The organism is Streptomyces lydicus, from assembly GCF_000717345.1.
In the GTDB taxonomy this organism is placed as follows: domain Bacteria; phylum Actinomycetota; class Actinomycetes; order Streptomycetales; family Streptomycetaceae; genus Streptomyces; species Streptomyces lydicus.
The window spans coordinates 28,201-44,079 of record NZ_JNZA01000017.1; the positions used below are offsets into that span (position 1 = coordinate 28,201).

At 73.1% G+C, this 15,879-nt stretch carries 16 protein-coding genes; 7 read left to right on the forward strand and 9 right to left on the reverse strand.

All coding sequences use genetic code 11. The features are described 5' to 3' along the window. Positions 1-106 precede the first annotated feature (106 nt). Positions 107-1,084: a DMT family transporter gene (locus tag OO62_RS18220; protein ID WP_033268516.1), complete on the forward strand. Its 978-nt coding sequence runs from the start codon at positions 107-109 to the stop codon at positions 1,082-1,084. An 82-nt stretch (positions 1,085-1,166) separates the two neighbouring features. Here OO62_RS18220 and OO62_RS18225 read toward each other — a convergent pair whose 3' ends face one another. Both OO62_RS18225 and OO62_RS18230 read right to left on the reverse strand, forming a co-directional pair. After that, a complete protein-coding gene (locus OO62_RS18225) occupies positions 1,167-1,829 on the reverse strand; it encodes an FMN-binding negative transcriptional regulator (RefSeq protein ID WP_033268517.1) in 663 nt (220 codons plus the stop codon). 9 nt (positions 1,830-1,838) lie between these two features. Next, a complete protein-coding gene (locus OO62_RS18230; RefSeq protein ID WP_033268518.1) occupies positions 1,839-2,516 on the reverse strand; it encodes a pyridoxamine 5'-phosphate oxidase family protein in 678 nt (225 codons plus the stop codon). A 23-nt stretch (positions 2,517-2,539) separates the two neighbouring features. On the opposite strand from OO62_RS18230, the gene OO62_RS18235 reads away from it, so the two are divergent. Further along, complete coding sequence (locus tag OO62_RS18235) at positions 2,540-3,871, forward strand: aminotransferase class I/II-fold pyridoxal phosphate-dependent enzyme (protein WP_051733392.1); 1,332 nt, start codon at positions 2,540-2,542, stop codon at positions 3,869-3,871. 429 nt (positions 3,872-4,300) lie between these two features. Here OO62_RS18235 and OO62_RS18240 read toward each other — a convergent pair whose 3' ends face one another. Next, complete coding sequence (locus tag OO62_RS18240) at positions 4,301-5,410, reverse strand: DMT family transporter (protein WP_051733394.1); 1,110 nt, start codon at positions 5,408-5,410, stop codon at positions 4,301-4,303. Between the two features lie 38 nt (positions 5,411-5,448). Between OO62_RS18240 and OO62_RS18245 the strand changes: the two genes are divergently transcribed. Next, on the forward strand, positions 5,449-6,438 hold the full coding sequence (locus tag OO62_RS18245) for a LysR family transcriptional regulator (protein WP_228332389.1): 990 nt from the start codon (positions 5,449-5,451) through the stop codon (positions 6,436-6,438). Between the two features lie 78 nt (positions 6,439-6,516). Beyond that, positions 6,517-7,014, forward strand: a complete 498-nt coding sequence (locus OO62_RS18250; RefSeq protein WP_033268519.1) for a GNAT family N-acetyltransferase — start codon at positions 6,517-6,519, stop codon at positions 7,012-7,014. A gap of 270 nt (positions 7,015-7,284) precedes the next feature. Here OO62_RS18250 and OO62_RS18255 read toward each other — a convergent pair whose 3' ends face one another. The 3 genes from OO62_RS18255 to OO62_RS18265 all read right to left on the reverse strand — a co-directional run bounded on the left by OO62_RS18255 (position 7,285) and on the right by OO62_RS18265 (position 10,922). Continuing rightward, positions 7,285-8,766, reverse strand: coding sequence for a carboxyl transferase domain-containing protein (locus tag OO62_RS18255; RefSeq protein WP_398742314.1), 1,482 nt, complete (start codon positions 8,764-8,766; stop codon positions 7,285-7,287). Continuing rightward, positions 8,759-10,219 carry an acyl-CoA synthetase gene (locus tag OO62_RS18260; protein WP_033268520.1) on the reverse strand — a complete coding sequence of 487 codons (1,461 nt, stop codon included), beginning with the start codon at positions 10,217-10,219 and terminating at the stop codon, positions 8,759-8,761. Before OO62_RS18260 ends, OO62_RS18255 begins: the two co-directional genes overlap by 8 nt. Positions 10,220-10,457: 238 nt before the next feature. Next, positions 10,458-10,922: a pyridoxamine 5'-phosphate oxidase family protein gene (locus OO62_RS18265; RefSeq protein ID WP_033268521.1), complete on the reverse strand. Its 465-nt coding sequence runs from the start codon at positions 10,920-10,922 to the stop codon at positions 10,458-10,460. Between the two features lie 242 nt (positions 10,923-11,164). Between OO62_RS18265 and OO62_RS18270 the strand changes: the two genes are divergently transcribed. Next, the gene (locus OO62_RS18270) at positions 11,165-11,812 is read left to right on the forward strand and encodes a cysteine hydrolase family protein (protein ID WP_033268522.1); all 648 of its coding nucleotides are present in this window, start codon (positions 11,165-11,167) and stop codon (positions 11,810-11,812) included. 66 nt (positions 11,813-11,878) lie between these two features. Here OO62_RS18270 and OO62_RS18275 read toward each other — a convergent pair whose 3' ends face one another. Further along, positions 11,879-12,817: a MerR family transcriptional regulator gene (locus tag OO62_RS18275; protein ID WP_033268523.1), complete on the reverse strand. Its 939-nt coding sequence runs from the start codon at positions 12,815-12,817 to the stop codon at positions 11,879-11,881. 173 nt (positions 12,818-12,990) lie between these two features. After that, complete coding sequence (locus tag OO62_RS18280) at positions 12,991-13,524, reverse strand: GNAT family N-acetyltransferase (protein WP_033268524.1); 534 nt, start codon at positions 13,522-13,524, stop codon at positions 12,991-12,993. A 243-nt stretch (positions 13,525-13,767) separates the two neighbouring features. On the opposite strand from OO62_RS18280, the gene OO62_RS18285 reads away from it, so the two are divergent. Then, positions 13,768-14,358: a TetR/AcrR family transcriptional regulator gene (locus OO62_RS18285; RefSeq protein WP_033268525.1), complete on the forward strand. Its 591-nt coding sequence runs from the start codon at positions 13,768-13,770 to the stop codon at positions 14,356-14,358. Positions 14,359-14,385: 27 nt separating this feature from the next. On the opposite strand, the gene OO62_RS18290 is transcribed toward OO62_RS18285, so the two are convergent. Further along, complete coding sequence (locus OO62_RS18290) at positions 14,386-14,736, reverse strand: hypothetical protein (protein ID WP_033268526.1); 351 nt, start codon at positions 14,734-14,736, stop codon at positions 14,386-14,388. Positions 14,737-14,917: 181 nt separating this feature from the next. On the opposite strand from OO62_RS18290, the gene OO62_RS18295 reads away from it, so the two are divergent. Next, the gene (locus OO62_RS18295; protein ID WP_033268527.1) at positions 14,918-15,859 is read left to right on the forward strand and encodes a DUF5996 family protein; all 942 of its coding nucleotides are present in this window, start codon (positions 14,918-14,920) and stop codon (positions 15,857-15,859) included. Positions 15,860-15,879 lie beyond the last annotated feature (20 nt).

Below are 15,879 nucleotides of genomic sequence, written 5' to 3' on the forward strand. Positions count from 1 at the left end.
CCGGCTCGGGCAAGTTCCCGAGCTGATCGTCGCTGCCTGCACACGGGACCACGCGACCTTTCCACGGCGCCCCGCGCCGTGCCGGATCTCCCGGAGCACTTCTCTCATGCATGCCACTCCTTCCTCCGCCCTGCCCGTGGGCCGGGGTCTGCTCTACGTGACCTTCGCCGCGACCGCCTGGGGCACCGCGGGTGCCGCCGCCGCCCTCCTCTACCGGGGCAGCGGGCTGGGTCCGATCGCCCTCACCTTCTGGCGCACCTTCGGCGGGCTGGTTCTCCTGCTCGCCCTCCGGACGCTGCTGCGCCGCCGGTCCGGCGGCCGGGCCGCACCCGCCCCGTACGAGCCGTGGCGGCGGCGCGTCCTCCGCGTCGTGGTGACCGGTGTCGCGCTCGCGGTCTTCCAGGCCGCCTACTTCGCCGCCGTCGCCACCACCGGGCTGGCCGTCGGCACCGTCGTCACCATGGGGGCGGGGCCCGTCCTCATCGCCATCGGGGCGCGCGTCACCATGGGCGAACGCCTCGGCGTGGGCGGTGTCCTTGCCGTCGCCGGGGCGCTGGCCGGGTTGGCGGTCCTGGTCCTCGGGGCGGACGGTGCCGCGACCGTGCGTCCGGCCGGCATCGGTTACGCCCTGCTGTCCGCGGCCGGCTGCGCCGCGATGACGCTGATCACCCGGCGGCTCGGCAGGGGCGGCGACAGCGATCCGTACGCCTCGACGAGCAGTGCCTTCGCGGTCGCCGCGCTGTGCCTGCTGCCGCTCGCGGCGGTGGAGGGATTGTGGCCGCAGGCGCACGACCTGGGCCGCAGCCTCTGGCTGATGGGCTACATCGCGGCGGTGCCGACGGCGCTGGCCTACGGGCTGTACTTCGCGGGGCTGACGGCCGTCCGGGCCGCGACCGCGTCGGTGGTCTCACTGATCGAGCCGGTGTCGGCCGCGGTCATCGCGGTGCTGTTCCTGGGGGAGCAGCTCACGATGGCGACGGCGGCCGGAACCGGGGTGCTGCTGACGGCCGTTGCCGCGCTGGCGGTGACGGAGGCGCGCGGAGCGGTGGCGGCCGCGCGGTCCGCGGCTCCGGCGACGGGCTGAGGACGGGCGCCCGGCCGGTTCGCACCGGCCGGGCAGCCGTTCCACCGGCCCGGGCGGTGAGGTCCGCCGGGCCCGGTCCCCGTCAGGAGGCGGGGGTCTCCGCGGTGCCGGCGGCCGCTGACAGGCGCCGCTGCTGATGCTCGCGGGCCGCCGCGTCCCCGGGGCCGCTCCGCTCGGCGAGGCGCGCCGAGACACGCTGCTGCACCGCTTCGCTCCGCTTGCCCCCGTACTTGAACTTGGCGCGCACGTCGCGCACTTCGAGGCGCAGGCCGCGGATGCCGGCCAGCAGCCGCCCGTACGGGGCCTCGCCCGCGGTGACCGGAGCCGAACCGCCCTCGGGCTGGAAGTGGCCCATCTGCCGCCGCAGCAGCGCCGCCTTGGCCTCCGGGTCGTCCACGACATGGGCGGTGCAGGTCAGCTGGACCGCGGCGTAGAAGCTGGTGGGGACGCCGTGCTCGGGCGGCTGGTCGTCGGCCGCCTGCCAGGGGCCGGGGATGAAGGTGTAGTCGTCGACCACGCTCAGCAGGACCGTGGGCCGGTCCTCCAGCGCCGCCCACAAGGGGTTCGGGCGGGCGAGGTGGGTGACGGCCTCGCGGCGCGCCGGGTCGTAGGCGAAGTGCAGGGGCTGCACCAGCGGCGGTTCGCCCGGTGACCCGTTGGCCGCCAGCTGCCCGAAGTCATGCGCCGCGAGCCAGCGTTGCCACTCGGCATCGTCGGCGGGGGCGTCCCAGGGGTGGATCAGCACGGTGGCTCCTCAACGGGTGGGGAGGTACGCCGGCGCGGGGATGCCGGGCGCGAGGTCGTCGGACGGTATGGGCGCGCCGTACACGGGTGCCACGGGCAGGACGCCGCTCCAGTACGGCAGCGCGAGGTCCTCGGGCTCGTCGTGGGGGCCGCCGGTACGGATCTTGGCGGAGACCTCGCGCAGATCGAGGCGGATCACGGCGGTGGCGGCCAGCTCCTTGACGTTGCCGGGCCGGGAGTCCGCGGCGCGCCCGGGCAGCACGTGATCGACCAGCGCGTCGAGCGCGGCCGACTTCTCCTCCTCGTCGATGACCTGGTACGCGGTGCCGTGCACCACGACGGAGCGGTAGTTGATGGAGTGGTGGAAGGCGGACCGTGCCAGGACCAGACCGTCGACATGAGTGACCGTGACGCAGACGTCGAGGCCGGGGTCCGGTGCCTGGCCGGCCATCCGCAGCGGCCGGGATCCCGTCGAACCGTGCAGGTAAAGGCGGTCGCCGACCCGGCCGTAGAGCGTCGGCAGCACGACGGGGGAGCCGTCGCGGACGAAGCCGAGATGGCAGAGATAGCCCGCGTCGAGGATGCCGTGCACCGTCTCGTGGTCGTACGCGGCGCGGTCGCGGGAGCGGGTCGGGGTAGTCCGGTCGGTCGGGACGTACGACTCGGCTCGGGCCATTGCGATCTCCATTGCACTAGTGCATAATTACGTTTGTGCTAGGAGAGTATCGGATCGAAGGGCGGCGCGCATCGGAGATTGCCGCCAGTGTCGAGCGAGCCATCGGTGCGGGCGAGCTCCAACCAGGCGAAGTCCTGCCACCGCTGCGGGAGTTGGCCGTCTATCTGGAGGTCAATCCCAATACGGTCGCGTCCGCCTACCGCACGCTGCGCGACCGTGGGGTGATCGAAACCGCGGGCCGGCGCGGCAGCCGCGTCCGCTCCCGCCCCGCGAGCACCCCGCGCGAGGCGCTGCGGGTGGAGGTCCCGCCGGGAGTCCGCGATGCCTCCGACGGCAACCCCGACCCCGCTTTGCTGCCCCCGCTGGAGCGGGCACTGGCCGAGGCGGCGGCGCGCAGCGCCCGGCGCCCGGCGCTCTACGGCACGCCGGCCGTCGACGAGGACCTGGCGGCGCTGGCCCGCTCGGCCCTCGCCGCTGACGGCGTCACCGAGGGGCCCGTCGCCGTCACCAGCGGTTCGCTCGACGCCATAGAGCGGGTGCTCTCCGCCCATCTGCGGCCCGGCGACACCGTGGCGGTGGAGGACCCGGGCTGGGGCAGCCTGCTCGATCTCATCCCGGCGCTCGGCCTCCGTCCCGTACCGGTGGGGGTGGACGACGAGGGCCCCCTGCCCGAGCAGTTGGCGCGCGCCCTCGACGGCGGTGCCCGTGCCGCTGTCATCACCGACCGGGCGCAGAACCCCACCGGTGCCGCCGTCAGCCGTGCCCGGGCCGGTGAACTCCGCGGCCTGCTGGCCGACCACTCCGGCGTACTCCTCATCGAGGACGACCACGGTCACGGCATCGTGGATCTCCCGCTCCACCCACTGTCCGGCGTCACCGACCACTGGGCCCTGGTGCGCTCGACGGCCAAGGCGTACGGCCCGGACCTGCGCCTCGCGGTGCTCACCGGCGACGCCGTCACGGTGGACCGGGTGCGGGGCAGACAGGGCCTGGGCCCCGGCTGGGTCAGTCATCTGCTCCAGGACACGGTGCTGCATCTGTGGCGCACCTCCGCCATCGACCCGACGGCGGTGGCCGGAGCGTACGGCCGACGACGGGACGCGCTCATACACGCTTTGGACGAGCGGGGGGTGCGTGCGCGGGGCCGCAGCGGCATGAACGTCTGGGTGCCGGTCCCCGACGAGACCGGCGCGGTGGCCCGGCTCCTGCACTCCGGCTGGGCGGTGGCTCCCGGCGCCCGCTTCCGACTTCAGTCCCCACCCGGCATCCGCATCACCGTCTCCGGCCTTACCGACCACGACATCACCCCGGTCGCCGACGCCGTTGCCGCGGCGGTGGGGAGGGGGGAGGTGCGGAGGTACGAGTGAGGTGGGGAATGAGTGGGGCGGGCGGTGGCGAGGTTGGCGGGGGGCTCCGGCTTCGGCCGTGCGCGTTGATGGCGTGGGGCCCCGGGGGGCGGGGACGGGTGCCAAAGCCCCCGGCCCCAACCCGACCGAGGATATGGCTGGTCGGTCCGGCGGTCCGGCGGTCCGGCGGGGTTGGTGTGGTCGGAGGTGGGCCGGGCGGCCGGTAGCGCGGTGCCGTTCCGGCGCGAGGGGAGCCGGGCCCGGCGCCACCGGGCCCCGATCGCCGAGCGCCCCTGGGTGAGCGCCCGGCGACGGTGACCCCGTTCCGGGCCCAGAGGCTGGGGCGCTCGGCGGGAGGTGGATCGGGAGGTGGAGGGTGAGTCCCGTGGCGCCGGGCCGGGTCCGGTTGGTCGGGCAGCGTCGTTCGGTCGCCTACGTGCGCGGGGCCGCTTACCTGCGTTGAGCCGCCGAGCTGGGGATGGTCGTGGGGCTGGGCGCGGTCGTCGGGCGAGGACGGCTTTGGGTGAGGGCGGCGCCGGCCAGGATGATCAGGGCGCCGAGCGGGGTGTTCCAGCTCAGGTACTCGTCCAGGAGGGCGACTCCGGCGGCGGTGGCGATCACGGGGACGAAGTAGGTGACCATCTGGGCCGTCGTGGGTCCGACCTCGGCGACCAGTCCGTACTGGAGGAGGAAGGCGAAGCCGGTGCCGAGAGCGCCGAGGGCGAAGACGGCGAGCAGCGGGATCAGCGGCAGGCCGGTCGGGGCGGTCGTGAACAGCGGGGTGACGACGGCGAGTTGGGCGGCCGCCAGCAGCAGCTGGGTGCTGGACATCGCGAGGTGGGAGTGCGACGTGCCGGCCAGGGTGCGCCGGACGTAGATCCAGCCGATGGGGTAGCTGAGCGACGCGCCGAGCGCCATCGCGGTGCCGGTCAGGTCCGTGCCGGCGAAGCCCTGCCAGGCACCCAGCACGGTGAGTACGCCCAGAAAGCCGATGCCGAGGCCCGCCACCCGGCGTCGGGTGGGCCGGTCCTCCGAGAGCGCGACGACCGACAGGACCATGCCCCACAGCGGGGAAGTGGCGTTGCAGATGCCGGCCAGCGTGGAGGGGATGGTCAGCTCCGAGTAGGCGAAGAGGGAGAACGGCAGCGCGTTGAGGAAGAACGCGGCCACCGCGAGGTGCCCCCAGGTGCGGGCGGAGCGGGGGAGCCGCTCGCGCTTGACCAGGAGGATGACCATCAGCACCAGTGCACCGAACGTGACCCGGCCGAGCGTGACCTGAAGCGGCGCGAAGCCCTGGGTGCCCACCTTGATGAAGAGGAAGCTGAACCCCCAGATCAGGGAGAGAACGGCGAAGCGGAGCCGCCAGCCGAGGGCGCGGGAGCGGCGTGCGAATCCGCCGCCGGTGCCGGGGGAGGCCGGCGTGGCCGCATCAGCCGCCGTGGTGGCAGGGGTGGAGAGGGGCGCTGGTGCAGCGGAGGGCGCAGGGGCGGCGGAGGCGTTCGGGGCGCCGGTGGCGGTGCTCATGACGTCAACGATGCGGTCTGCAACTTCGTAGCACAAGCGAGATTTCGTGGGAGGTATCGCTTAGCATTGCTTACATGTTGAACTTGGATCGCCTGCGGACGCTGAGCGCGGTGGCCCGCCACGGCTCGGTGAGTGCGGCGGCGGACGGACTGCATGTGACGACCTCGGCCGTCTCGCAGCAGATCGCCAAGCTGGAACGGGAGACCGGGCAGCAGCTGCTGGCGAAGAACGGGCGCGGGGTGCGGCTGACCGACGCCGGACGGCTGCTCGCCGAGCACGCGGTGCGCATCCTGTCCCAGGTCGAGCTGGCCCAGGCCGAGCTGGAGGCGCATCGCGGCCAAGCCGTGGGTGAGCTGCGGCTGGGCGCATTCCCCACCGCGGCGCGCGGCCTCCTGCCGCCCGCGCTCGCCGCACTGCGCGTCGAGCACCCCCAGCTGCGCGCGGGTCTGACCGAGATGGAGCCGGACGAGTCGGTGCGGGGTGTGGTGCGCGGCGACATCGACCTGGCGGTGGTCCTGGACTGGTACAACCGGCCGCTGTCGCTGCCCGAGGGCCTGGCCAAGGCCCCGCTGCTGGACGACCCCGCGGATGTGGCGATGCCGTCCACGCATCCACTGGCCGGCCGGCGGTCCGTGGAGCTGGAGGAGTTCGCGGACGACGAGTGGATCTCCTGGCCGCAAGGGGAGTTCTGCAACGAATGGCTGATGTTCACGCTCCGCAGCAGGGGCATCGAACCGCGCGTCGCGCACATGGCGGAGGAACACGGCACCCAACTCGCCCTGATCGCTGCCGGGTTGGGGGTGGCGGTGGCGCCGCGCCTGGGCCGCGGGCCGGTGCCGGAGGGGGTGAGCGTGGTGCCCGTACGCCATACGATGCGTCGCCATGTGTACGCCATCTGGCGCGCGGACGCGGACCGCAGGCCCTCGATCCGCGCGGCGGTGGGTGCGCTGCGTACGGCGGGTGAGCGCGCGTCGAGGGCTGCTGAGGGGGCGCCGCAAGCGGGGCGCTGCTCCCAGGGGCCGGTCTGCGTTCGACGGTATTGCGCTGCGTGTGGGTGGTCTTGACGAAGTCCGGTGGTCGTCCGCCTTGGCGCACGCGCTGCCTGGATCACCCCGCGCCGGCTGGTTGTAGCCTCGGCCCTTATGAGTTGGCTGCCTGACGACTTCGTCCACCCCGTCCACGTGCCCGTTCCCCACACCGCGCTTCATCTGCGGCCGATCCGGGAGTCGGACACCGCGCTCGACTACCCCGCCGTGATGGGCTCCCGAGAGCGCCTGTGGGAGATCTTCGGCCCGGCCTGGGCTTGGCCCCAGGAGACGATGACTTATGAAGAGGACCGCATCGACCTGCTGCGGCACGAGAAGGAGATAGCCGCACACCAGTCGTTCAACTACGCGCTGCTGGACGAGGAGGAGACGGCGCTCCTCGGCTGCGTCTACATCGACCCGCCCGAGCGCACCGGCTCCGACGGAGAGGTCTCCTGGTGGGTGGTGGACGACCTCGTCGGCAGCGAGGCGGAGCGCGCGCTCGACGCCCTGGTGCCGCAGTGGATCGCCGCCGACTGGCCCTTCCAGCAGCCCCGATATCTGGGCCGCGACATCACCTGGCAGGACTGGCTCGCGCTGCCGCGCGCCTCGTGACACGTCCGAGGTGGTGCCTGGTTGGTGACGTCGCAGATCGTCTGATCCAGGCGAATTCGCCCCGAGCCGTCCACGCGTATCTGCGTCGCCGCGGCATCGCCCCCCGAGAGGACAAGCCTCCCGGGGCCTCCTGTGGCTCCCGGCCTACCAGCACCCGGCCGCGGGACGGAGTCCCCACCCCGGCCATTTGACGGGCTCCCAGCCCAGGCCCCAGTGGATGAGCCCATGCGTCTCCACTCATCCCCGGGGGGACGGGCTAGCGAGCCCCGGTCAGGTGGGCGGGACGATGCCGCGGATGACGTCCAGCTCCAGCAAGTCCTGTGGCCGGATGTGGAGTTGGTCGGCGGTGTCGTGGATCTGTCGTTCGTCGCGCTTGAGGATGGCGGCGGCCAGTTCGGGAGCGATCACCGAGAAGTAGCTGTCCGGTGTCGCCCAGAGCCGGCCGGGCGCGGCCAAGGCCAGCGCGCCGCCCGACCCGCCCTCGCCGATGAGCAGGGACGTCACCGGGACCCGGGCGGTGGCGAGCGCCGCGAAGCAGTCGGCGATCGCCGCACCGGCGCCGGCCCGCTCGGCCGCCGCGTCGTTCGCGGCCCCCGGGGTGTCCACGAGCGTGAGGACCGGGATGCCGAGGCGGTCCGCGAGTCGGACGAGTCGGGCGGCGGTACGGAATCCGGCCGGGCGGGTGGCCGTACCGCACTGAGCGGCGAAGGCGATCGTCCGGCCGTCCCGCCGGCCGAAGCCGCAGCGTATGCCAAGGTCGACGCCACCGCAGCGATCGCCGCTGATCTCCTCGCGGTCGTCGAAGTACGCCTCCAGATACGCCTCGGCGTGCGGCCGCCGGGCCTCGCGGGCGCGCAGCACCGCCTGCCAGCCGGACTCCGGCAACCCGGGCGCGCCGAGCGCCTTCGGCGGGGGCGCCGGCTCGACGTCGCGGCCGGCGGATCCGCCGGGAGGGCAGAGCAGCCGCAGCCACCGCTGGAGCGTGCCGCGCAGCCGGTCGGCCGGGACCACGGCGTCGATCTGCCCGGATGCCAGCTGTCCTTCGGCGGAGTAGGCGTGCGGATCGGCGTCGGGCGGGCGTACCCGCGAGCCGGCGAAGCCGATCTGGGCCCCCGGGAGCGCGAGGATCACATCGGCGGCCGCGCCGAGCGTGGCCCACCCGCCACCCGTCGTCGGATCCCGGAGCACCGCGATCTGCGGCAGCCCCGCGGCACGGTTCAGTGCGGACTGCCGGGCCACCCGCTGGAGTTGGGTCAGTGCGCGCATCCCCTCCTGCATGCGGCTGCCGCCGGTGGCGATCAGCGAGACGACCGGCAGTCCCCGCTCCCGGGCCTCGGTGTAGGCGGCCTCCAGCCGGTCGCCGGTGCGTTCGCCCAGGGAGCCGCCCAGATACCGGAACTCGAAGGAGAGCACGACGGCTTCGGTGCCGCCGATCACGGCCAGTGCGGCCACCACCGACTCGTCCTCGCCGGTCCGCGCGCGGGCCCGGGCCCGCGCCTCGTCGTAGCCGCGCCAGCCCAGCGGACCGTCGGGCCCCGCCGCACCCGCGGACAGCCCTGCCTCGGGCGAGTCCGGTGGTGCTGTCGAAGGCGGCTCCGGAGAGGTGCCCGGTGGTGCCTTCGGCGGCGGCCCCGAGGCAGCGGGGGCGAACCCGCCTGGCGGTTCCGGCAGCTCGCGGTACGTGTCCGTGACCGCTGCCAGGGCCTGGCGGGCGGTCAGTCGGGTGCAGGGCAGGCCGCCGCCCTCATGCACGGAGCTCTCGCTTCATGATCTTGCCCATGTCGTTGCGCGGCAGCGCGTCCAGGAAGTGCACGGTGCGGGGGCGTTTGTGCGGCGCGAGCTGGCGGGCGACGTGGTCGGCCAGTTCTTGCGCGGACGGCGGCGGCCCGGCCTCCGGGCCGCTCTCCGGTACCACCCAGGCGACGATCCGCTCGCCGAGATCCTCGTCCGGGACGCCGGTGACGGCTGCCTCGGCCACTCCGGGGTGCGCCAGCAGCGCGTTCTCGATCTCGCCCGCGCCGATCTTGTACCCGCCGCTCTTGATCAGGTCGGTGGCCTTCCGGCCGACGATGCGGTAGTTGCCGGCGGCATCGCGGGTCGCCATGTCGCCCGTACGGAACCAGCCGCCGTCGAACGCGGCGGCGGTGGCTTCGGGACGGTTGAGGTACTCCACGAAGAGATTCGGGCCGCGCACCTGGATCTCACCGACCGTCTCGCCGTCATTGCCCTCGATGGGCCGGCCGGCCTCGTCGACCAGCCGGACGTACACCCCCGGCAGCGGCACCCCGACCGTGCCCGCCGCGTCCGGGCCGTCCGCCCGCACGCTGGTGTTCATCAGCGTCTCGGTCATGCCGTAGCGCTCGATCACCCGGCGCCCGGAGGCCGCCGCGATCCGCTCGTGATCGGTCAGCGGCAGGGCGGCCGAGCCGGAGACCAGCAGCCGGGCCCGGGCGAGCGCCTTGGCCAGCACGGGATCGCGGCCGGCCTCCGCGGCCAGCCGGTGGTACATCGTCGGCACACCGAACAGCATCGTGCCGTCCGCCGACAGCTCCCGGGCGACCGCCTCGGTGCTGAAACGCCCCAGGTGGTGCACGCTGCCGCCGCGCCGCAGCGGGCCGAGGACGCCGAGGATCAGGCCGTGGACGTGGAACAGCGGCAGGGCGTGCACGAGGACGTCGTCGGCGGTCCACTGCCAGGCGTCCTGCAGGGCGTCCAGGGTGTGGGCCAGGGCACGGCGGGGGAGGACGACGCCCTTGGGCGGGCCGGTCGTACCGGAGGTGTAGACGATCAGGGCCGGGGCCTCGTCGCCCGGCTCCGGGGGCAGCGGCGCGGGCGTGGCCTCGTCGGGTGAGTCGGCGACCTCGATGTCGATGCGTGACAGCGCCGCGAGCGGGCCCGGCAGGTCGGCGCCCGGCTCGGCCAGGACGAGCGAGGGCGCGCTGTCCGCCACGATGTGCGCCAGCTCGCTCTCGCCGATCTTCGGGTTCACCGGGACGGCGGCCACCCCGGCGAGCAGCGCGGCCACCACGCCGACCGAGGTCTCCAGCGTCGGCGTCGCCCAGACCGCGATCCGGGTCCGGCCGGCGATCCGCTCGGCGAGCGCACCCGCCACCGACGCCAGTTGGCGATAGCTCAGTGCGCGGTCGCCGAAGCGCAGCGCGGGGGCGGGGGATGCGTCGCGCAGTGCGGGGAAGAGCACGTCCACCGGTTCTCCTTCGTCCTCGTCGGCGTCCGGCCCGAAGCGGCCGGGTGGGCCCGCCTCCGCACCCTGCCCGGCGCGGAGCGGGCTACCCACCCCACTTTGGCAGAGACCACTGACAATGCGATCACCGCACGGCGTGGGCGCCCGCACCCCTGCCCGTCACCCCGGGATCCCGCGCGCCGGCCCCTCAGCCCGGGCCCGCGCCACGGGCCCCTCAACCCGCGAGCCCGCCCACCGGCCCTCAGCCCGGGATCTTGCGGAAGTCCCAGGACGCGATCGATTCCGGTGTGAGTCGCAGCCAGGCGTGCCGGCCGTCGTGCGGCATCGCGGACATGCCGAAGTACTTCCGGGCGAACCGGGCCTCCGGGGCGTCCAGTTCGGCACACGGTTCACCGGTCCGCGGCACCTCACCGACGAACTCCGCACGGCCGGTGAGCTCGGCCCCGCGCAGCTCGTCGTACGCATGGCCGTCGTCGACCACCACCGCGATCCGCGGGTCCTTGCGGAGCTGGGCCCACCGCTTGCTGCGGGTGATCGAATAAAGCCAGAGCGCCGTGCCGTCCCACGTGAACCACAGCGCCCCGACGTGCGGCGCGCCGTCGCCGCCGACCGTCGCCACCCGGCAGGTGCGCTGCTCGGCGAGGAACGCGTCCAGCTCGCCCTGTTCCATCATGATCCGGCGTCCGCGCCGCTGTGTGTCGGCCATCCGTCATCGCCTCCGCTGCCTGTCGCCACCGTGTCCGACCGTCACCGTGTCCGACGATCCACCCGAACTGACTGGGCGTCAGAAAGCATGAGCGCTCTTCCTGGTGTACGCAATGCCCGGTACTCTCGCCCGCCTCGCACGGGACCGCACCATGGCGGGCCCGGTGACCGACCGGGGCCGCCGGACAAGGGTCGGGCCCGCCGGGGTCGGTCTCCGCAACGGATCGCCAGAGGGGAACCGCCATGCCACCGGACGCCGCACGGCTTGCTGAGCAACTGGACCCGGCCTCGACGGTGCTGCTCACCGTCGAGTGCCAGCGCGGCGTGGTCGGACCCGACAGCGCGCTGCCCGAACTCGCGGCGGTGGCACGCGCCTCGGGAGCCCTGACGAACATCGCCCGCCTGGTGGCGGCCGCCCACGACGCCGGCGTCCAGGTGCTGCACGCGGTCGCCGAACGCCGGCCCGACGGCCGGGGCGCCAGCCGCAACGCCCGGCTCTTCAAGGCCGCCGAACGGCTACCCGTCCAGCAGATCACCGGGTCGACGGCGGTGCGTATCGCCGATCCGATACCGGTGTCGCGGGCCGACCTGGTGGTGCGGAGGCTGCACGGCCTCTCCCCGATCGCCGGCACCGACGTGGACGCACTGCTGCGCAATTTCGGGTGCCGGACGCTGGTCGTCACCGGGGTGTCGGCGAATGTGGCGATCCCCAACGCCGTGTTCGACGCGGTCAACCTCGGCTATACGGCCGTGGTCCCGGCGGACGCCATCGCCGGGGTGCCGGCCGACTACACCCCCGCCATGGTCCGCAACACGCTCGCCCTGGTCGCCACCGTCACCACCACCGAGGACGTCCTGACCAGCTGGAAGCGCCCCCGCCGCGGCCGCTGAGCGAACCACGGTCCGCCCCGTGTCGCCGGCTCCGGGGGTGTGGCCGGCCGGTGCGCGGTGGGTGCGTCACCGAGCCGCCCGCAGCCGCAGAGCGGTGACGGACCAGTCGAGTACCGGGGCCAGGCGTTCCGGTGCGGGCCAGTCGTTGATCAGCGCGAGCAGCTGGAGGTACCGGTCCCTACGCGGATCGCTCGCGGCTTCCAGACGGTGCAGCATCCACCGGCGCAGCTCGGCGTCGTCGGGGCGGTCGTGGACCAGCGCACACCGCGCGGCGAGTGCCGCGACGACGGGATCGGCCTGGGGCGAATCCGGGCTGATGCCGGACGCCACGGCTGGTCCGACGAGCTCACGGGCGGCGGCGACCAGGTCCGGCCGCGGTGGCGTGGGTGCGCCGTCGGGCAGGCCGGCCGCATGGTCTTCGGCAAGGCGCCGCACGCCGGCGCGGAAATCCGGGTCCAGGGACAGTTCGGCCAGTTCCATCCACGCCCTGACCTGCTCGTCTGTGGGGGTGGCGGGGAGTTCGGGGGTCATGGAGCGCCGGACTGCGGCATGCCGGCCGCCGCCGGGAAGCCCTGCGAAGACGGCGTCGAGGAATCCTTCGATCAGGCGCCGGCGTTCGGCGGCGGACAGGGTGGCCAGCTGGTGCATGAGTGCCATCTCCTTCGGCGTGGGCTCGCGCGTGGCTGCGGCCGTCAGCACCGCCCGTCGCAGACGCAGGACGCTGATCTGCACGTCCAGTGCGACGGCGTGCTCCGCGGCGACGTCGCTGAGCGTGAGTTCCTGGTCCACGACCCGCCGGATCATGTCGAGGCCGAGCCCCAGTTCTCGCAGCGTCCGCACGAGGGCAAGGCGAGCGACCGCGTCCGGTGCGTAGCGCCGGTATCCGGCGTGGGTCCGGTCGGCAGGCGCCACGATGCCGCGATCGGAGTAGAACCGGATCGTCTTGACTGTCAGCCCGGTGCGCCGGGCCAGTTCGCCGATCGAGTAAAGGGTGCCGCCGTCCATGCACCGACCTTCCTGTCTCCCCCTGCGGGAGACTCAAGTCCCGGAGTGCATGGCGGGCGGGGAGGCAGTCGCGCAGCGCGGGATTTACGGGCAGCGGCCGTGCACGAGACGGGGTTCGGGCTCGTGCAGGGCCCGCTGACCGGCGTCGCAGCCGAGCCGGGGGCTCGACCGCTTCACGCCTGGAACTCGGTGAGGTCGATGGCGTGCACGCACAGGGGAAAGCCGTACACCGGGTGTGCCGTTTCGCGGTCCGGCGCCATGCCGAGCTTGCGGATGACGTTCTCGGAAGCCTCGTCGCCGAGCCGGCTGATGCTGATGACGCGGTCGAGGCCACGGTCCTGGAGCGCGAACTCCAGCGTGGCCTGGGCGGCTTCGGAACCGTATCCCTGGCCCCAGAACTGGGAGCCCAGCCGCCAGCTGATCGCCACGGCGGGCAGCACCTCCGGCAGGAACTCGGGCACGGACAGCCCCACGAAGCCGGCCAGTTCGCCGGAGGCCAGCAGCTCGACGGCGAAGAGGCCGAAGCCCTCCTCGTCCCACTCCTCCTCCCACCGCTCGATGTCCTCTGCCGTCTGGTCCAGGTCGCGCACCGAGCCGTCGTCGATCCAGCGCATGACCCGTGGGTCCCCGTTGATGTCCGCCATGGGCACAAGGTCGTCGTCGTCCCAGCGGCGGAGCAGGAGGCGGGGGGTGCGGATCTCGGTCATGGCGCCCATCCTGCCGAAAGCGGGAGCCGTATCGGTAATCGGCACCTGGCGGCGGGCAGGCCGGGCACGTCGGCGGACAATGCGTGGTGTGGTCGCCGGGCCTCTGCTCTGGCATCATGAAGAAAGTGGAACTTTGCTCCGGTTTGCCGTACGGGGCAGTGCTCCTTTTTGGCGAGGCGATGGCGAGGCGAGGGCGCTTCGACGGCGGTTCCACGGCGGTTGCACGGCGGGAGGAGTGGCGCGGTGAACGACAGGGGCGAGGGCGCGGGGCGCGCAGCCCGGCCCAAGCGGACGGACGCGCGGCGGAACGAGGAGACGCTGCTCGACGCGGCGGCCGCGGTGTTCGTCACGTCAGGCGTGGAAGCGCCGGTACGCGACATCGCCGCCAAGGCCGGTGTCGGGATGGGCACGATCTACCGCCACTTCCCGACGCGAGCGGATCTCATCATCGCCGTCTACCGCCACCAGGTCGACGCCTGCGCCGAGGCCGGGCCGACCCTGCTGGCGACCAGCGCGACTCCGTACGCCGCACTGGGGCGATGGATCGACCTCTTCGTTGATTTCCTCGTCACCAAGCACGGACTCGCCGCCGTGCTGCAGTCCGACAACACCGGCTTCGAGACGCTGCACGCCTACTTCCTCGACCGCCTCGTGCCCGTGTGCGCCCAGCTGCTCGACGCCGCAGCGGATGCCGGCGAGATTCGGTCCGACCTGGCGGCCTACGAGCTCATGCGCGGCGTCGGGAACCTCTGCATCGGCGCGGACGGCGACCCCCGCTACGACGCACGCCGGCTGGTCGAGCTCCTCATCGCAGGGCTACGCCGACCGTCCTGACCCTCGGCCGCTTCGCCAGCTCGCTCGTCAGCCCTCGGAGGCGCCGCGCCGGTGCTGCTGCTTCCGGTAGAGGGCGATGGCCTGCTGCGGTGGGTAGTTGGGCAGCGTGGACACCGTGCCGGTGTCCTTCGCGACGACGAGGCTGCTGCCGCCGGGCGGCGCCGGGAGCGGCCGGCCGTTCGCGTCGACGGGCGCCACCTGCGTCGCGTACGTCGCGTACACGAGATAGCCCAGATCGAATTCCAGCACCTGCAGCGGGGCGGGGCTTCCGTCGGTGTTGCGCGGCGGGCCGAACCGGCTGCGCACCCACTCCAGGGCCTCCTGCGGAGTCGTGGGCACCGCCCGCGGACCGGCCGGGGAGCTGTTGTCCGACGTCATGGGAACTCCTTGATCTCCTCGGCTGGTGGCCGGCGCATGAATGAGGACATCGAAGCACTGGTACGTCGACTGGCAGCCGGGGAGCGGGCCTCCGACGTGCGGGAACGCCCGTGGGCCCTTAGCCTCGGAGGTCGGGGGGTAGGTCGCGGCCGCAGTCCCCGGGCGTGAGGAGTGAGGCTCCATGGAGATCTTTCCCCCGATTCCGCTGTCGCAGTGGAAGGATTCCAAGGAGACGCTGCACCGCTTCGCCCAGGTCATCGGCAAGATCCGGCTGGCGAGCAGCCCCCGGCGCAACCACTGGTGGAACGTTCCGTACCACGTCACGGGCTGCGGCATCACGACCCGTCCGATGGGCCTGGTCGACGGAAACCCGATCTTCACGATCGACTTCGACTTCGTCGAGCACCTGCTGATCGCACGCGCCCTGGACGGGCGCACGGCGTCGTTCTCACTCCTCGGGCAGTCCGTCGCGTCGTTCTACGACAACGCCCTGGCGGCCTTGCGCGCGGTCGGCGTGGCAGCCGCCATCGAGCGCCCCCACCCGTTCGACCTGCCCGACGGCAAACGGCACTTCGCCGAGGACACCGAACACGCCGCCTACGACCCGTTCTGGGTCAACCGCTACTGGCAGGTGCTGAGCCAGGTCAGCCTGGTCCTGGAGGAGTTCTCCGCCGGCTTCTCCGGAAAGATCAGCCCGGTGCATCACTTCTGGCACACCTTCGACCTGGCCGTCACCCGTTTCGGCAGCCGAACCGTGGAGCAGCCCGCGCACGTCGACCCGGTGACCCGCGAGGCGTACTCCCGAGAAGTCATCAGTGCGGGCTTCTGGTTCGGCGACGACGCGTTTCCCCGGCCGACCTTCTATTCCTACGCGGCACCGGAGCCTGACGGACTCGCCGCCCAGCCGCTGCGCCCCGAGGCCGCACGCTGGGCCGAGCTACGAGGAAGTCACCTGGCCCTCCTGGATTACGACGATGCCCGGGCCACGGAGAACGCCCGGGACACGGTCCTCGACTTCTACGAAACCGTCTATCGGTCCGCGGCACTCCTCGCGGACTGGGACGTCGATGCCCTGGCCTGCCCCGCGGGCATGACCGATCCGCAGGCCCTGCGAGGCGGCTGACCACTCCTGGTGCCCGTTGG